Source organism: Streptomyces brasiliensis, assembly GCF_014647875.1.
In the GTDB taxonomy this organism is placed as follows: domain Bacteria; phylum Actinomycetota; class Actinomycetes; order Streptomycetales; family Streptomycetaceae; genus Streptomyces; species Streptomyces brasiliensis.
Map to the genome: position 1 here is coordinate 1 of NZ_BMQA01000111.1, position 15,248 is coordinate 15,248.

Genomic DNA, 15,248 nt, shown 5'->3' on the forward strand with positions numbered 1-15,248 from the left:
GACATGCCGACGTCCTTGCGCGCCGCGTACACGGTCACTTCGGCCTGGAACGCGGCATTCGCCCTGCGCCACTTCACGCGCTGCGCTTCGTGCTCGTCGTCGTCCAGGCCGGCGAGCTTCGCGCGCTCGGCTTCGGCGGCCCGTTCCAGGGTGATCAATTCGTCGGGAATGTCTGCCACAGGAATGGATCACAAGCGGACATCATGACAAGCCGACCTGCGGTCACTCCACGAGAGCCACGACCGATCCTCGTGCGCGCCGAGCATGAGAGCCACCACGGAGATCACGACCAGCTCGTGCTCTGCGAGAGGACTCCCTGTGCGCTTCGCCCGCACCGCCGCCTCTGTGGCCGCCGTCGCCGAAGTTGGCCGCAGCCCACTGAGCCGACATCAGCATCAGTGATCACTCACCAAAGCAGCTACTCAGGTTGAACTCACGATGTCCGGCTGCCTGATCAGGCGGATCCATGATCAGCCGGTGGACGGGAGGCAGCCGTCGATCCGATACGGCGCACGGTGCTCCTTGAGGTGACAGGATCGATGTTATGGGCACCGAGACGGACTGGGTGTACCGCGTCTTCGAGCCGCACGGCTCGGAGGGATGGCGCCCCTACGGCAGGGACCCCGAACGGTGGCATGGCGCGATCACGACCGACGATTCGAGCGAGGGCCCCCCATACGCCGCCGCCCTCGTCGTCGCCGACCTGATGACCGAGTGGAAGATGCGTGGCCTCCCCCGGGCGAGGCACGTGCGGGTCTTCCTCTGGCGCGACGAGGAGGGTGACATGGAGGACGCCGACATCATCGTCGAGGTCCGGCCGAATATCCACACAGCGTAACGGAGCGGTGTGTGTGCTTCCCCGTCGCTCAGCAGGGCTCGGTTGCTAGGTTCTGCGGCGCAAGCTTCGCACGAAGAGCGGCACCGACAACAGGAACAGGGCGCCTTCCACGGCCAGGCTGACCAGCCCGAGCGGTTCCGTCCAATTGCCGATGTCGTCGCTGTAGTCGGGCAGTCCCGGGCCCCTGGAGAGGATGTAGCCGAGCAGGGGGCCAATGGCCACCCCGGCCGCCAGCAGCCATCCCAGCCGGACGAGACCCATGAGAAGCAGCACGGCGGCGGCCACGGCCGCGATCTCCAGGACGTGGTAGCCGACGCCGACGTAGTACGGGTCTCTCGTCGTCGTGATGCCGCCTTGGTCCACGACATGGATGGCGGCCACCGCGAGACACAGCAGAGCTCCCGCCCACCTGGCCGCCCAGGTGGCCTCCGGCCTCATCGCGGTGTGATGTGACATGCGGAGGCACCTTCTTCTTCCTTCGGCAGCATGTGTCCGCAGCGCCGCGATCCCATCTGCCTGATCGGCTCCCGAACAGGCAGCGCGCCGCAGCTGTGTCAGGTTCCAGCCTCAGCGGACGGCTGATCTCCGTCGCCTCCGGCGGTGCAGACGAGTGACACGGAAGAGGTGCCGTCATGGATGGCGCTCTTCCACCAGCAGCCCGGGCATCGACGGCGTTGGGACTCCAAGGGCCTGGTGGGCAAAGCAAGGTGGCCCCGCGGGAGACGCCGCCGACGAGCAGCGCCCGGTATCAGGTCCCGGGCCGAACCGACCCCCGCCTCGATTGGTCCGCTCCGATGCACTTGCTGGGCTCAAGAATGGGATCCCGTGGGGCCTCAGAGCGGCCCGATGGCGTCCATGTCGAACCCGTCCAGGATGGACACCGGGGCGGCGGACAGCGCCTGGGCGGTCCAGATGCACTTGCCGGCCGCGGTGTAACGGGTGCCCCAGCGCTGGGAGAGCGTGGCGACGAGCTGGAGGCCCCGGCCGCCTTCGTCCGTCTCCGAGGCATGGCGGATCCGCGGCATGGTCAGGCTGCCGTCGAAGACCTCGCAGACCAGGTCGGCCTCGCACAGCAGACGCAGGCGCATCGGTCCGCTGGCGTGGCGCACGACGTTGCCGACCAGTTCGCTGGCGAGCAGCTCAGTGGTCTCCGAGAGGTCCTCCAGGCCCCACGCCCCCAACTGTTCCCGGACGTGTCGGCGGGCCTGGCCGGCCGCCCTGGGATCCGCGGGGAGCGGCCAGGAGGCCATCCGGACGGCGGCGAGCGCGTGGACCCGGGCGACGAGGAGGGCGATGTCGTCGTCGGCGGTCCGCGGGCAGATGCCCGCGACGATGTCGTCGCAGAGCTGTTGCAGGTCCTTGTCGTACGAGGCCCGCAGCAGCCGGGCCAGGTCGGCCATGCCCTGGTCGATCTCGCGTTCGGACGATTCGACCAGTCCGTCGCTGTACAGCACGAGCAGGCTCTCCGGCGCCACCACCACGTCGGTGGTCTGGAAGGGCGGCTCCGCCGCGCCCAGCGGCGGGTCGGCGGCCACATCCGGGAAGTGCACGGTGCCGTCCGGGTGGACCACCGCCGGCGGGGGGTGGCCGGCGCGGACGAGGGAGCAGGTGCCGCTGGTGGAGTCGTACAGGGCGTACAGGCAGGTGGCGTACGAGTCCTCGCCCAGGTCCGCGACGATGTCGTTGAGGTGGGCCATGATCTCGTCGGGGGGAAGCTCCAGGGCGGCAAGCGTGTGCACGGCGGTGCGCAGTCGCCCCATGGTGGCGGCCTCGGACAGGCCGTGTCCCATCACGTCGCCGACCACGAGCGCGACCCGGCCAGCGGACAGCGGGATCACGTCGTACCAGTCGCCGCCGACGTCCATGCCCTGCCCGGCCGGCAGATAGCGGGCGGCGGCGGTGCAGGCCGAGAGGTCCGGGAGCCGCCGGGGCAGTAGCGCGCGTTGCAGTTCCTGGCTGCGGGTGTGTTCGGCGTCGTAGAGCCGCGCGCGTTCCAGGGCGTGGGCGAGCAGGGCGCTGATCGTGGTGAGCAGGGTGCGCTCCTCGTCGGTCAGACGGCGCGGCTGGTCGAAGGAGAGCACGCAGGCGCCGAAGCAGCGCCCGGAAGCAGTCAGCGGCACGAACACCCAGGCCTGTTTGCCCGAGCGGTCGGGATGGTCGGCCAAGTCGGGGTAGCGTGCGGCGAACTCCTCGGCCGTGGAGACGAACAGCGGTTCTCCCGTGGAGATGGCGTCCCAGACAGGGTTGCGGACGTCTTTCGGGCGGCCTTCGACCCAGTCGAGGTAGTCGGACGTGTATCCGACCGCTCCGACGTTGCGCACCCGGTCGCCGTCGACGACCTGGACCATCAGACCGGAGGCCGCGAAGGGGGGCAGCACCCGGCGGGCGACCGCGCTCACCACGTCGCGGGAGGTCGTCGCGGTGGCGAGCGCCGCGGTCAGTTCCGCGGTCCGGGCGGCGCGCTCGGCCGCGGCACGTTCGCGGGCGCGCCGCTCCGCGTCGTGCCGGCGCGTGTCGGTGACGTCGGTGAGGTACAGGGTGACACCGTCCGGCACGGGCACCACCCTCAGGTGGTAGCACTTGCCGGTGCCCGGCATCCGGACGTCGAAGCCCGTGGGCGAGGCGGCGGCAGCGGCCTCGCGGCAGCGCGCCTCCATCCCGGCGATCTGCCGTACCGCCGGCAGCGTCCACAGCACCCGGCCGTACAGCTCCTCCTCCGTGGAGCCCAGGATGCCCTCCGCCTTCAGGTTGACGAAGGCGATCCGCCAGTCGTCGCCGACGGAGAGGAAACCGTCGCTCATGTGGCGCAGGGCGCGGCTGAGCGCGTCCCGGGCCTCGCGGGTCTCATGGCTGTCCCACGCCGTCCCGACCATCCGGCAGGGTTCGCCGTTGTCGTCGACGAGCACTCTGCCGCGGGCGCGCGTCCAGCCGTAGCCGCCGCCCCGGCGCCGGACCCGGTACTCGGCCTCGAACACGCCGCGCTCGTGGATCGCCTTCTCCACGGCCGCAAGCGTCCACGGCAGGTCGTCGGGGTGGACGACCTTCATCCAGCTCTGGGTCCGGGGCACGAACTCCTCCGGCCGCGTCCCGTAGACGGACATGGCCGCGTCGTCCCAGATCAGCTCGTCGGTGCGGAGGTCCCACTCCCAGGTGCCCACCCGGGAGGCGTCGAGGGCCTGCCGCAGCCGGTCGGCGCTCGGTCCGCCGTGGTCGAGGCGGGTCAGCGGCGGGGCATCGGCCATCCGCCGCTGCGCCCAGGCGGCGGCCGCCTCCAGGAAGTCCCACTGCTCCTTACCGGGCTTCCCCTCGGCCCCCGTCACGATCGTGAGGGCGCCGACCGGTCCCCGCCCGTGGGACAGTGGCACGGCGGCCAGGCCTGCGCCGGGCCAGGGGGCCGTGGCCTGCGCACCCGCAGCGGCCAGCTCCCACACGGCGGAGTCCCGGCGCACGGCGAGCGCCGGGGCCTGGGTGCTCTCGTTGCCGATGATCTCCCACTCGCGGACGGACGCCGCGGGCAGACCGGTGGCGGACACCAGCCGGAGCACGCCCATGGGGCCGCACAGGTGCACGGCACCGCCCAGCCCCCTCAGCTCGCTCACTGCCTGCTGAAGGACGAGCCGCAGCAGCTCTCCCTCGGCGGTGCCCGCTTCCACGGTGTCCAGCAGCGCCAACCGTGCATGCATGGACAAACTCTACTTTTCTCTGCCCTGGTACGGGACATGGTCCACAGCGAGGCCCGCCGACGCCGCCAGTCGCACCGGCGCCCGGCCACGCCGCTCGCCGCCCGAGTGCCACGCACGGGATCCGGGCGCGACGCGCGCGCGACGAGAGCCCTCTGTTTGACGTGCTCCCTGGCTTAAAGTTCAGGGTTTCCGGCCGGCGCTCCACGAGGCGTTTGACGTCTCCGCCCGTCCGGCGGCGACGATACGGTGTCCTTCGATGAGGACGTTGCGGGCTGCGTTGTGGTCGCGGTCGTGCACTGCACCACAAGCACCGCACGTCCACTCGCGGACGTGCAGGGGTTCGGGGCCGTCCCGGAATCCGCAGGCCGAGCAGAGCTGAGAGGACGGGAAGGCCCGGTCCACCTTGGCGAAGGTGCGACCGTGCTTGCCAGCCTTGTACTCCGGCATGCCGACGAACGCGGACCATCCCGCGTCGTGCACGGACTTGGCGAGCCGGGTACGGCCGAGACCCGAGACAGCACCCGCCGATTTTCACAGTTGTCGCGAATGATCTGTGTGGATGCCTTGTGGTGGAAGTCCCGGCGCCGGTCCGCCACACGTGCGTGCTGGCGGGCGACCTTGATGCGGGCCTTGGCCCGGTTCTTCGATCCCTTGGCCTTGCGGGACAGCTCCCGCTGCAGGCGTTTGAGTTTCTTCTCGGCCCGGCGCAGGAAGCGCGGGGCGTTGATCTTCCGGCCGTCCGTCTTCTACGTCGCTCTGACCACCGTCGGCGCCCCGCTCGGCTGCTACCTCGCGTCCCTGGTCACCGACCGGTTCGAGCGCAAATGGTGCCTGGTGGCCTTCGGTACGGTCATCGCGCTGTGCGGTCTGCTGTACGGCCTCACCTTCAACCCGGTCCTCATCGTCGTGTTCGGCTTCCTGGTGAACCTCTTCGAGCGCGGCTACACAGCCCTCGGCTACGCCTACTCCCCCGAGGTCTTCGACACCCGTGGCCGCTCGCTGGGGACAAGCGTCTCCTACGGCCTGGGGCGACTGTCGAACGCCGCCGGGCCGCTGATCGTCGCAGCGCTCTACAACGGCCACGGCTACCAGAGCGTCTTCTACTTCATCGCCGGCTCTTGGATGGTCGGCGCGATCGTCCTGGCCGTCTTCGGTCCCCGGACACGCAGGGCACGCATGGCCCAGACGGAGCGGCAGCCCGCCGACGTCGCCGGCTGAAGGGACGGGCGCGTCCCCCGTCGCGTCCCGGTGATTCGCGATCGTCGGCCATGTGGGACCTGCCGCCCGTCGGCCAGAAGTCGGCGGGCGGTTCCCGAGTCGCCACCAACGTGCCCGAACAGCACACCTGGACGTTTGATGCCGGGACACCCGGCGCATGTGGTCTGGATGTCCCGGCATCGGGGCGGGGTCAGCCGATTCCGGTGACCCGCAGGGCCGTGGTCCAATTGTTCTTGATGGCGCTGCGGGCGGCGGAGAGAGTGATGGTGCCGGCGCAGACGGCGTTCTTCAGCTTCGTCTCCACTCCGTCTTTGGAGTGCGCGGTCCACGCCAGCACAATCACCGTGGTCGGGAAGCCAGGAACGCGCGCCGAGGGCCCTCTCATTCGCCGTCTGTTGCATACCCAGCAGGCGTCCTGGAGCCCAACTATCTGTACGTGCACATCACTCGGGCAACTCGCGGATGGGTACGGGCATCCGGACTCTTGGGACGTTCGACCTGGGGTTTTAGAGGGCGGCGTACAGGTTCGGCGATCTCTGGCGGCCTGTTGGGATGTGCGCTTCGAGCGGGTTCCGTGGACCGGTGTCGCCGCTGGAGCGCGTCACAGGGTCGTGGTCGGATGCTCCCCGGACGCGCTGCCTGCGAGCCACTCGTCCCATCCCAGGTTGAAGTCGGCGTAGCCGTTGTCGGCCGGGGCCTTGGCACGGGGGGAGCCGGTGATGGTGACCGGGTCGCCCTGCTTGACCTGGCCGTAGAACCACTTGGCGTCCGACATGGACAGATGGACGCAGCCATGCGAGCCGCGGGCGCTGCCGCTGCCCGGAGTGGGGTCGCCGGTCGAGTAGTGCACATACGTGCCGGACTGGGTCAGGTGGACGTCCCAGGGAAGCGTCAGATCGTAGTAGTCGGGGTTGCCCTTGTCGCAGGTGATACCAACGCTGCAGGAGGTCATGTGGACCTTCTCCTGCTTGTCGATGACGGCCATCGTGCCGTTCCACGTCGGATACTCGGCGCTGCCCGCGTTGATCGACAGGGTGCGTACCGCCTCTCCGTTCCGGGTCACCTTCATGGTGTGGCCGGTCACCGAGACATCCGCGCGCACGTCATCGCCGATCTTGAAGGTGTGCGTGTAGCCGTGTACGCCGTAGCGTCCGTTGCCGTTGCTGACGCCCTTCATGTCAGCGTCGATCTTCACCGTCGTACCGGAGGGCCAGTACGTCTTCGGCCGCCAGTCGGCGCGCCGATCGCCCATCCAGCGCCAGGCGCCGACCACCGACTGCGAGGCGCTCACCTTCATGTGCTTCTCGACCGTTGCCCGTGCCTTCGCCGCCACCGGGTTCGTGAAGACGACCGAGATCGGCATGGCCACGCCGACCGTGGTTCCCGTCTGCGGGGTGATCGTATCCAGCAGCATCGGCGGGCCCGCGGGCTTCTTCGGTGACGGCGAGGCACTCGCACTCGCCTTCCCCGACGCCTTTGCGTCGTCCCCGCTCGCCTTGTCACTGCTGCCCCCACCACAGGCACTCGCGCCCACCAGCGTCACGACCGTGACGAGTGCGATCCTTATACCGCCCCTGCGCCGCCCCACGACCTGCCCCGCTCTCTCGCCCTCCGGCCCTGCTGGGCCCGACACCTTGTCAGACAGTCAAGGCATGGGCCACAGTTGCGTGCGGCACGTAGATCTTCAGTGATCCACGTCACCCAAACTTCCCTACGTTCGCGGCGACCGCCCCCGGTTCGCCGACGCCCGGTGTATGGGTTCAACCTGATCCGGGGGTTCAGCTCACTGCTGCGTCTCACGGGCCTGGTGCGCGACCGGCGCCTGCGGCCGTGACGACAGTGACGGCGAGGTCACGCATGATGCGTTCCACGCTCAGTTACTGCGTGGCGTGGCGCCGGCGTACCCGCCACAGCCAGAGGCAACCGGCCAGAGGGAGCCCGGTGAGCAGCACATTGACGACGACGAGTGTGGCCGCACCGATGTCGGGGGCATGCGAAGCGGTCACGGAGATGACGGCGGGAAGGACGAACACAATGAGCGTGCCGATGGCCTTGTGTGTGCCCGTCCACCAGCCGCTGGTGCAGAGCATGACGACGCCGACGAGGCGGACCACCGTCGCCACCAGAGCCGAGTCGCCGTGTGTGAGCAGTTGGTTGACGAGGGCGACGGGCACCGACGCCGCGAGCGTCACCAGCGGGGTAACGGGGCTGTACGGCCATCCCTTGCGCATTGGTTCGTCCGCGGTCCCGGCAGCCGGGCCGGAGTGGTCATAGCGCGCGGACATTCCGATGGCCTTCATACAGCCCTTGCCTCTTTCACTTGTTGAGTAATGAAACTACGTTGTGCTGACACCCACGCCTGCCGATTCGTCAGATACGCGCGAGACGACGCAGTGAATCTTTGCCAATACGCTGTCACAGGACAGTGGCTTGGTGTGGAAGGTGGGCGCCTGATGTGGTGAAGGTCCTGGTAGATGAGTTCACGACCTTGTCTACCCGGCCGGGATCGTCCAGTTCCCACCTGCGGTTCCTGGCCGCTCGGCTACGCGAGCACCGGCTGAGGATCGGGAGCCCGTGGCGGCGCTTGACCGTCGGCCGTCAGGCTCTCCTGGCAGCGCATCCGCGGAACGGAACAACGTATGCCCATCTCGCAGCAGGTTTCCGCGTCGGAATCAGCAGCGTCTACCGCTACGTCCGCGAGGCCGCAACGCGGTCGAACGATGCAGCAACCGACTCAAGCAGTGGCGCGGTCTGGCCATGCGAACGGACAAGCTCCCTACCAAGCTGCGCTTCACCTGGCCGCCATCCTCATCTGGTCACGTCGGTGACATGGACACGGAATCTACAGGCCCAAGCTGGTGACGAAGGCGGAGAAAGCAGGTGCTACGACCCGCCACTGGCACAGAAGGGGATCCGCCCAGAAGTCACTGCCGACAACGCGAGGATCTGAGTGCGTCACGATGCGCGCGGCCGGCACGCGACTCCTCACCCGCGCTCAGGCTGAGGGCATGGCGCGAACCGACATCGACGGCACCGACCTGTTTGCGCTGGCCCGGTCGCTCGCGTGGCTCAGCGATCAACCCTCGCTCGCGCCACGCGCCGATCACCTCTTCGATGTCGTCGTGAGCGCGATTGTGACGAGCGCAGGGAGCAGAGATGTTGAGAGGGCACCATGATGCCGGTGCGGATGCCCACGTGCTCGGCGTGGATGCCGCGGGTGCGGTCGACGAGGTCGGCCCAGAGGTCACCGGTGTCCAGGCGGACGACGAGGTGTTCGGCATCGTCGATCAGGGCAGTGACGCCCCGTTGCACGGCATCGAGGAGGCCGGCGTCTTCGACACCCGGGGCGCAGACGACCTCGCCGAGTTCGAGGCCGCGCAGGCCGGCGGTGACGACGTCCTCGGCACTCATACGGGGCACAACGCTCATGTCCAGTCCCCGGCGCGAGTGGAATTCGGTGGCGACGACGCCCGGCACAGCATCGGCCGAGCCACTGCTCAGCCTGCGGCTCGGCCGGTGGCGCCTCACTTCCTTCTCCAGTCGGCCGGTTTGCGTCGGCGACTGGACGTACGCCGCCACATGGCGCTACGACGGGCTGTACGCCGCGGACGCCGGCGGGCGGCGCGGCCTGCGGCCGGTGAGGGTGACCGCACCGGACGGCCTGGCCGTACGGCCGTTGGAGATCACTACCGGGCCGGGGCACCTGTTCGTCACCGATGGCCAGACCGTGGCTGCGGTCCGCGACGGCCGCGTGCTCTGGGCGAAGGCCACGGGTGAGTACGACAGCAAGCCGGTGCCACTCGGCTCTGACCGCGTGCTGTTCCGCTCACGGCGCCGGGGTGGGAAGGAGGACCGGCTGTACTGCGCGGACGCGGAAACCGGCCGTGGCCTTGCCTGAGAGGGTTCCGGGACCGCATCGCAGAACGACGCGCGGTCGGTCGCCCGACAGAAGCACCGAGCCCCCGGTTCCCGCAGGCGCACGCGGTCGCCCATCAGGGGTCGACAGATGCGAAAAGAGGCAGCACGCATCCCCGCGGCAGCTCTGCAGACGCCGCGCCGGACCTGCGTCGTGTGTGCCGAGTCGGCCGAGTTCTTCGGCGACCCGCGGGTACTCTGATGAGGAGGAGATGAGACGGCTATGAGCGAGAACGCGCGAGCATCCTCCGTATCCTCCGCGGCGGCAGAAAAGCTGCTCCATCCTGTTGACACGGTAGCGACGACGGTAAGCCATGTGCCGGGTGCGACCACCGTCAAGGATGCGTTCGACACCGTCCTGGACACGGTCGGCATCGTCTCCCCGCGATCACGACGCATTGCGGCATACGCGGGCGTCGGATTGCTGGGCGCAGCGGGTGCGGTCGAGTGGCCGGTGGCCGCTGCGGGCGCTGCGGTGGTCTGGCTGACGCAGTCGCGTCCCACGCGTGCCGGCGAGGGTGGTGCGGCGAAGGCCGGGGTCCGCACGGCCGCCGGTACGACCCGTCGGTCCGCGTCGAGGTCTTCGCCCAAGGGGCGTGCAACGGCCAAGCCGCGTGCTGCGAAGAAGGCTGCGGCAGCCAAGACGACCAAGACGAAGGCGACCAAGACCTCGTCGGCTGGTGGGTGAGGGGATTTTGGCGGCTCCGCGAAGGTAAGAGATGGTCCTGCGCTCTTGGTACCGACTTCCCGCCGCGGGGTTGAGCCTCGCGCTGGGGGCTCCTGTGCAGGTGGCACGCAGGGGACTCCCGGCTGCTGGTGATGTTGCTCGGCTGGCGGCCGGGGCTGCGGACGCGGGGGCGCGCGCCGCCGCACACGGCGCGGTGGCGGTGTCGGGGACCGCGGTGCGGGTTGGGCGGGTCGGGCTGAATGCGATGACCCCTGGTCGGGGGTATTGGCGTGCCGGATCCCGGGTGCAGCTTCCGTTGCGTCCGAGCCCGGGTGTCACCGTGCGCAGCGCGGAGGCGGCCGCCAGGCGGGTGGCAGCCGGGCTGGCGAAGCGTCCGGATGTGCTGGGCGCTTACTGGGACGGTGGGCTGGCCCGGCTGGTGGTGCAGATGACGCAGGATGCCGTCACCGACCGGGTGGTGGACCAGGCGACGGAGCTGGCCGGTCAGCAGAAGCTGGAGCGGCCTCAGGAGGATGTGCTGGAGCCCGCACATCCGGGCCACACGGGGGGCATACGTTCCGGGGCGCTCGCTGTGGCCTGCGACGCGGTCGGGATCGGCGCCGCGGTCGCCGCGCGGACTGTGCGCCTGAAGGCGGCACCGCGCCTGGTGACCGCGGGGGTCGCACTGTTGCGTGAGTACCCGAGGGTACGGGCGGTGCTGCGGCGCCGTCTGGGCCGCTCGGCTACTGATCTGGTACTCGCCGCCGCCAACGCGGCCTCCAATGGGATCGGGCAGTCGCCGATCGCCTTGGTGCTGGACGCAGTGCTGCGGGCCGGCCAGCTGGCGGAGGCAGTGGCCCGGGCCGCCGCGTTCGATGCCGCGCACGATACCGTCTGCGCGCCGGAGCGGCTGAGCCTGGCCGGCCGCGAGGTCGCTCGCCCGCCGCTCCATCGCTACCCGGGCGAGGAGTACCGGGACCAGGCGGTCACCGGGACGCTGTTGGGCGCGGCCGGAGCCCTCCTCTTCACTCGCGATGTCCACGAGGCTGCTGAGGCACTGCTGGCCGGGAACCCGAGGGCCGTCCGCTACGGTCCCGCCGCGTTCGCCGCGAGCCTGTGCACCGAGCTGGCCTGCGAGGGCGTCCTCGTCCGCGACCTGGACCGGCTCAGGCAGCTGGAACTCGTCGACACGGTCGTCCTCCACCCCGAGGCGCTGCGCAGTACCAGGCGCACGGTCCTGGACGTGCACGCGAACGTGGCCGACTGGGACCACGACCGTCTGTGGCAGGCTGCGGCGGCGGTCCTGCAGTCCGGCGAGGAGACTGCGGTCGCGTTGCGCCCGGTACCCGACCAGAAAGAGTCTCGGACCGGGTTGATGATCGCTTCGGAGCAAGGCCAGGACATCGGCACCGTCCTGCTCGGCTGGGAGATCGACTCGCTGGCCGAGGCCGCGTTGGACGCGGCCCGCCGGGCCGGTCTGTACGTGGTGGTGCAGGACGACGGGTCGCTCGGCGACTTCGGGGCGCTTGCGGACGAACTCGTCGGCATGGAAGTGCCGTTGGCCGATGTGGTCAGCGAACTTCGGCGTGACGGCCGGGTGGTACTGACGGTGGCCCACGTTCCCTGCGGTCAGGCCACCACGGAAGAGCAGTTGGCCCCAGAGAGCCGTGATGTGCTGGCCGGTCTGCTGCGCAGCGACATCGCCGTCTCGCTCACCGATGACCGCAGTGCGGTGGTGTGGGGCGCGGACGTGCTGCTGCTGCACGGGCTGGAAGGGGCATGGCGGTTGCTGGCAGCCATCCCCGCGGCACGGGGCGTCGGCGAGCACTCCAAGATCTTCGCCGAGGCGGGCGCCGCGCTCGCCGGTCTGCTAGTGGTGACCCGGGGCGTTCGCTCGACACGCATCACTCTCCCGCCGGGCTTCCGGGTGGGGCCGGTGAACGCCGCCGCTGCCGCCTCTCTGGTCTCCGGCTGGCGCGCCGCACTACAGGTCAGCGCGAACCGTGCGCCGCACCCACCGCCCCGGGTGCCTTGGCACGCACTGCAGCCACAGGAGGTGCTGGCCCGGCTGCGGACCGGCGCCCGGGCTGCGGAGCCGACCGTGCTTGCGGATCTGCGGGAAGCCGGCAGCAAGGTCGCTCGGCTTCCGGTTTTCACTCCCGTGCGCCTGATGGTCCGTCTGGTCGGTGCTGTCCGTGCAGAGCTGCACGACCCGCTCACGCCGTTGCTGCTCGTCGGCGCGACCGCATCCGCCCTCCTGGGAGCGATGGTGGACGGGCTGATGGTGGTCGGCGCGCTGAGTGTGAACGCCCTGGTGGGAGGGATCCAAAGGCTACGCGCCGAGCATGCACTGGCCGGCCTCAAGCTGGGACAGCGTCAGAAGGCCCGTCAAGTCATCGACGCGGACGCGGGAGAGACCCAGTCCGTGGACGCGCGGCGGCTGGCGCCGGGCGAGATGATCGAGCTCTACACCGGCGACGTCGTAGCGGCCGACGGCCGGCTGATCGAGGCCGAGGACCTGGAGGTGGACGAGTCCTCACTGACCGGCGAGTCGCTGCCGACCGGCAAGCAGTTGGACGCCACACCGCTGGCACCGGTGGCCGACCGCCACTGCATGGTCTTCGAAGGCACCACCGTGGTCGCCGGCCATGGCCGGGCCGTCGTGGTGGGCACCGGCGACCGGACCGAGGCCGGCCGGGCGGCGCAGCTTGCCTCACGCACTCAGCCAGCGCCCGGTGTTCAGGCCCGGCTGCACGAACTGACCAGCCAGATGCTTCCGTTCACCCTGCTGGGCGGCGCCGCCGTGACCGGCCTGTCGGTGCTGCGTGGCCGGCCGGTACGCGAGGCGGTCCGGGGCGGACTGGCCGTCGCGGTGGCCGCCGTTCCGGAGGGCCTGCCGTTGGTGGCGACCGTCGCGCAGCTGGCGGCGACCCGCCGGCTCAGCCGGATCGGGATCCTGGTCCGCACTCCGCGCGCCCTGGAGGCGCTCGGCCGGATGGACACCATCTGCTTCGACAAGACCGGCACCCTGACCGAGAACCGCCTGCACGTGGCCCGTGTCGCCACCGCGGACGGCGCCGAACACCCGGCCGACACCACCGAGGCGGCACCGCTGCTCCAGGCTGCCGCACTGACCTGCCGCACCCCCGATCAAGAGGCGGGAATCCACGCCCACTCCACCGACGAGGCGATCCTGGCCGCGGCCCCGCCCGGGTCGCCGTGGGCGCTCGTCGAGGTCCAGCCGTTCGAGGCCAGCCGGGGCTATGCTGCCGCCGTCGGAGCCGACGCGGACAACGCCCGCGTGCTGCTGGTGAAGGGCGCACCCGAGGTCGTGCTTCCCGGCTGCAAGGGCGCCACCGACGACCTTGCGCAATCCCTGGCCGCTGACGGCCTGCGGGTGCTGGCGGTCGCCAGCCGCCCGCTGACGGACACCGAAGAACCCGCCGAGTCACTCGGCCAATCTCTCAGAGATCTGGACTTCCTCGGCTACATCGCACTGGCCGACACACCTCGCGCCAGCTCCGCGCCGCTCGTTTCCGACCTCCGCCAGGCCGGCGTACGTCCCGTCATGCTCACCGGCGACCACCCGCAAACGGCTCGCGCGGTCGCCGTCCAGCTCGGCTGGCCCAAGGACGTATCGGTGGTCACCGGCGACCAGCTCGCCGCCCACGACCGCACCGGCCGGGCCCGCCTGCTGCGCGACTGCGACGTGGTGGCCCGCGTCGCTCCAGAGCAGAAGCTGCATGTGATAGAGGCCCTGCAGGCGGCCGGGCGGGTGGTCGCCATGGTCGGCGATGGCGCCAACGACGCCGCCGCCATTCGCGCCTCCGACATCGGAATCGGCATCGCGGCCCGCGGCTCGGCAGCCGCCCGGAACGCGGCGGACCTGGTGATCACCAGCGATGACCTGTCCATGCTGGTCGCCGCCGTTGCCGAGGGCCGGGACCTGTGGCGCAGCGTGGCGGATGCGATCAGCGTACTGATCGGCGGCAACGCCGGTGAGATCGGTTTCTCGGTGCTCGGGACCCTGCTGTCCGGATCCTCGCCGCTGTCCACCCGGCAGATCCTGCTGGTCAACCTGCTCACCGACATGTTCCCGGCGATGGCGGTCTCGGTCACGCCACGGGACGAGACCACCGAGGACAACCCGGACGACGAATCGGCCCTGGCGGAGAGCACCCCCGTCGGCGTCGCGGCTCTCGGTGATCCACTGACCCGTCAGATCCGCGAGCGCGGCATCGTCACCACGCTCGGCGCGAGTACCGCCTGGCTGATCGGCACGATCACGCCCGGCTCCGCGCGGCGGACCAGCACGATGGCACTGTGCGGGGTCGTCGGAGCCCAGCTCACCCAGACCGTGACCGGACGGCGGCACAGCCCGCTGGTGCTGGTGACAGTTCTCGGCTCGGCAGCGGTACTGATCGGCCTCATCCAGACGCCGCTGATCAGCCAGTTCTTCGGCTGCACGCCGCTCGGTCCGGTCGCCTGGGCCGGAGTCGCTACTGCGATGGCCGTTGCCGCTCTGGGCCCCCGGTTGGTGCCAGGGATCGAAGAGCTCGTCCGGCGACTCTGAGCCTGCATACGCTCCGGTCGTCGGCTCGGCATTCGGCACGGAGGCCGTACAGGGGTCTCCCCCCCCCAGCCCTGGCCACGCCGGCCTGCGTGATCCGGCTGCGCGCCTAACGCCGCATGCTGCACATGCAGGACATCGCCGAGACCACCCGACTTACCGTGCTGCGCCCGCTGCCGCAGGACTGGGCCGGACTCGAGAACGCGGCGGTCCATCTCACGGCCGACGTCGAGGCCCGCGTCGGCGGCGACTTCTACGACATCCAGCCCGGCCCGTACGGCACCCGGGTTTTCGTCCGCGACGTGCAGGGCAAGGGGCTGGGCGCGGTGGCGGCGGCGGCCTCGCTGCTCGGCACGT

General features: G+C 70.2%; 8 protein-coding genes and 7 pseudogenes. 10 read left to right on the top strand and 5 right to left on the bottom strand.

The features are described 5' to 3' along the window. Positions 1-544 precede the first annotated feature (544 nt). Entirely contained in the window at positions 545-838 is a 294-nt protein-coding gene (locus IEZ19_RS46875) for a hypothetical protein (protein ID WP_189317497.1), read from the top strand. 45 nt (positions 839-883) lie between these two features. Here IEZ19_RS46875 and IEZ19_RS46880 read toward each other — a convergent pair whose 3' ends face one another. The 3 genes and pseudogenes from IEZ19_RS46880 to IEZ19_RS46890 form a co-directional block, all read right to left on the bottom strand. Then, positions 884-1,294 carry a hypothetical protein gene (locus IEZ19_RS46880; RefSeq protein ID WP_189317498.1) on the bottom strand — a complete coding sequence of 137 codons (411 nt, stop codon included), beginning with the start codon at positions 1,292-1,294 and terminating at the stop codon, positions 884-886. A gap of 377 nt (positions 1,295-1,671) precedes the next feature. Further along, positions 1,672-4,521, bottom strand: a complete 2,850-nt coding sequence (locus tag IEZ19_RS46885) for a SpoIIE family protein phosphatase (RefSeq protein ID WP_189317499.1) — start codon at positions 4,519-4,521, stop codon at positions 1,672-1,674. 180 nt (positions 4,522-4,701) lie between these two features. After that, a pseudogene (locus IEZ19_RS46890) lies at positions 4,702-5,264 on the bottom strand (RNA-guided endonuclease TnpB family protein); the annotation flags it as partial. Here IEZ19_RS46890 and IEZ19_RS46895 point away from each other — a divergent pair. Beyond that, positions 5,260-5,739 (top strand): annotated as a pseudogene (locus IEZ19_RS46895) (MFS transporter); the annotation flags it as partial. The pseudogenes IEZ19_RS46890 and IEZ19_RS46895 sit on opposite strands and share 5 nt — an antisense overlap. A gap of 601 nt (positions 5,740-6,340) precedes the next feature. Here the strand turns inward: IEZ19_RS46895 and IEZ19_RS46900 are convergent. Beyond that, positions 6,341-7,327, bottom strand: a complete 987-nt coding sequence (locus IEZ19_RS46900; RefSeq protein WP_189317500.1) for a L,D-transpeptidase — start codon at positions 7,325-7,327, stop codon at positions 6,341-6,343. A gap of 289 nt (positions 7,328-7,616) precedes the next feature. After that, a complete protein-coding gene (locus IEZ19_RS46905; RefSeq protein ID WP_189317501.1) occupies positions 7,617-8,039 on the bottom strand; it encodes a hypothetical protein in 423 nt (140 codons plus the stop codon). A 188-nt stretch (positions 8,040-8,227) separates the two neighbouring features. Here IEZ19_RS46905 and IEZ19_RS52170 point away from each other — a divergent pair. The 8 genes and pseudogenes from IEZ19_RS52170 to IEZ19_RS46935 all read left to right on the top strand — a co-directional run. Then, a pseudogene (locus IEZ19_RS52170) lies at positions 8,228-8,443 on the top strand (helix-turn-helix domain-containing protein); the annotation flags it as partial. After that, positions 8,443-8,567, top strand: a pseudogene (locus tag IEZ19_RS46910) (IS5/IS1182 family transposase); the annotation flags it as partial. The pseudogenes IEZ19_RS52170 and IEZ19_RS46910, both read left to right, overlap by 1 nt. A 117-nt stretch (positions 8,568-8,684) precedes the next feature. Then, a pseudogene (locus IEZ19_RS52175) lies at positions 8,685-8,915 on the top strand (SbtR family transcriptional regulator); the annotation flags it as partial. A gap of 16 nt (positions 8,916-8,931) precedes the next feature. Then, positions 8,932-9,027: pseudogene (locus tag IEZ19_RS54020) on the top strand (NADP-dependent oxidoreductase); the annotation flags it as partial. Between the two features lie 139 nt (positions 9,028-9,166). Continuing rightward, entirely contained in the window at positions 9,167-9,637 is a 471-nt protein-coding gene (locus IEZ19_RS46920; protein ID WP_189317504.1) for a hypothetical protein, read from the top strand. Positions 9,638-9,877: 240 nt separating this feature from the next. Continuing rightward, the gene (locus IEZ19_RS46925) at positions 9,878-10,342 is read left to right on the top strand and encodes a hypothetical protein (RefSeq protein WP_189317502.1); all 465 of its coding nucleotides are present in this window, start codon (positions 9,878-9,880) and stop codon (positions 10,340-10,342) included. A gap of 31 nt (positions 10,343-10,373) precedes the next feature. Beyond that, the gene (locus IEZ19_RS46930; RefSeq protein ID WP_189317503.1) at positions 10,374-14,894 is read left to right on the top strand and encodes a cation-translocating P-type ATPase; all 4,521 of its coding nucleotides are present in this window, start codon (positions 10,374-10,376) and stop codon (positions 14,892-14,894) included. 101 nt (positions 14,895-14,995) lie between these two features. Further along, positions 14,996-15,248, top strand: a pseudogene (locus IEZ19_RS46935) (serine/threonine-protein phosphatase); the annotation flags it as partial.

What these genes read in the sequence shown, in the direction of transcription:
- IEZ19_RS46905 (WP_189317501.1), bottom strand. Translation starts at nt 8,039, where the DNA reads ATGAAGGCCATCGGAATGTCCGCGCGCTATGACCACTCCGGCCCGGCT.
- IEZ19_RS46920 (WP_189317504.1), top strand. Translation starts at nt 9,167, where the DNA reads ATGTCCAGTCCCCGGCGCGAGTGGAATTCGGTGGCGACGACGCCCGGC.
- IEZ19_RS46930 (WP_189317503.1), top strand. Translation starts at nt 10,374, where the DNA reads ATGGTCCTGCGCTCTTGGTACCGACTTCCCGCCGCGGGGTTGAGCCTC.
- IEZ19_RS46925 (WP_189317502.1), top strand. Translation starts at nt 9,878, where the DNA reads ATGAGCGAGAACGCGCGAGCATCCTCCGTATCCTCCGCGGCGGCAGAA.
- IEZ19_RS46880 (WP_189317498.1), bottom strand. Translation starts at nt 1,294, where the DNA reads ATGTCACATCACACCGCGATGAGGCCGGAGGCCACCTGGGCGGCCAGG.
- IEZ19_RS46875 (WP_189317497.1), top strand. Translation starts at nt 545, where the DNA reads ATGGGCACCGAGACGGACTGGGTGTACCGCGTCTTCGAGCCGCACGGC.
- IEZ19_RS46885 (WP_189317499.1), bottom strand. Translation starts at nt 4,521, where the DNA reads ATGCATGCACGGTTGGCGCTGCTGGACACCGTGGAAGCGGGCACCGCC.